The following is an 882-nucleotide window of genomic DNA, read 5'->3' on the forward strand; positions in this document are numbered from 1 at the left end:
TTTCATGGCACCGACAGTGTGCTTCTTGCAGCGGGTATTCTTGGCGCAACTGTTATGCCGCACGCCATTTATTTACACTCTGCCCTTACACAGCGGCGGGTGGTTGGCAAAACTGATGCAGAACGGAAAAAAATCTTTAGGTTTGAATTTATTGATATTTTAATAGCGATGCTGATTGCAGGGGCTATTAATGCAAGTATGCTGATTGTGGCTGCCGCATTATTCTTCAAAAACGGCCTGTTTGTTGAGGATCTCGACGTCGCATTTCAGCAATTCGGACATCTTGTCAGCCCTATGTCTGCGGCTTTATTCGGGATCGGGCTGCTCGTTGCCGGTCTATCCAGTTCGTCTGTCGGCACACTTTCAGGCGACGTGATTATGCAAGGATTTATCAACTACCGCATTCCGCTGTATGTACGGCGTTTTATCACGATCATTCCGCCGATCTTGATCATCGCGTCAGGTGTTAATCCGACGACCGCTCTCGTACTGAGCCAGGTCGTGCTGTCCTTCGGGATCGCCTTTGCCCTCATTCCGCTTATTATGTTTACAAGCAATAAACGGATCATGGGATCTCTGATCAACGCCAAATGGGTCACAGTGGTGTCTTGGCTGATTGCTGTATTGATCGTTGCTTTGAATGTGTTTTTAATTGTAGATACGTTTCGATAAAAAACCGGCTTCTAAAGCCGGTTTTTATTTTTTCGCAAAAGCTCATTGATACCCTTTTTGACAGAAATTTGTTATGATAGAAGAAAAATCGGAGTTTTGATGATGTCAGTATTTATTCTGTTTTATTTGTGGATTGTTCCTATTGTTATCGGCATTTTATGTTCTGTTGCTGCCCATAAATCCAAGGGAAAAATGAGAGTCACGCCCGGC

Annotated in this window: 1 protein-coding gene and 1 pseudogene; both read left to right on the plus strand. The window is 44.4% G+C overall.

Translation table 11 applies throughout. The features are described 5' to 3' along the window. Positions 1–672 (plus strand): Nramp family divalent metal transporter (locus tag ACWHAR_RS24725; RefSeq protein ID WP_452088137.1); only part of this gene is annotated, 672 nt, incomplete at its 5' end. Between the two features lie 99 nt (positions 673–771). Further along, a pseudogene (locus ACWHAR_RS24730) lies at positions 772–882 on the plus strand (hypothetical protein); the annotation flags it as partial.

The organism is Bacillus sp. LR--39, from assembly GCF_053613335.1.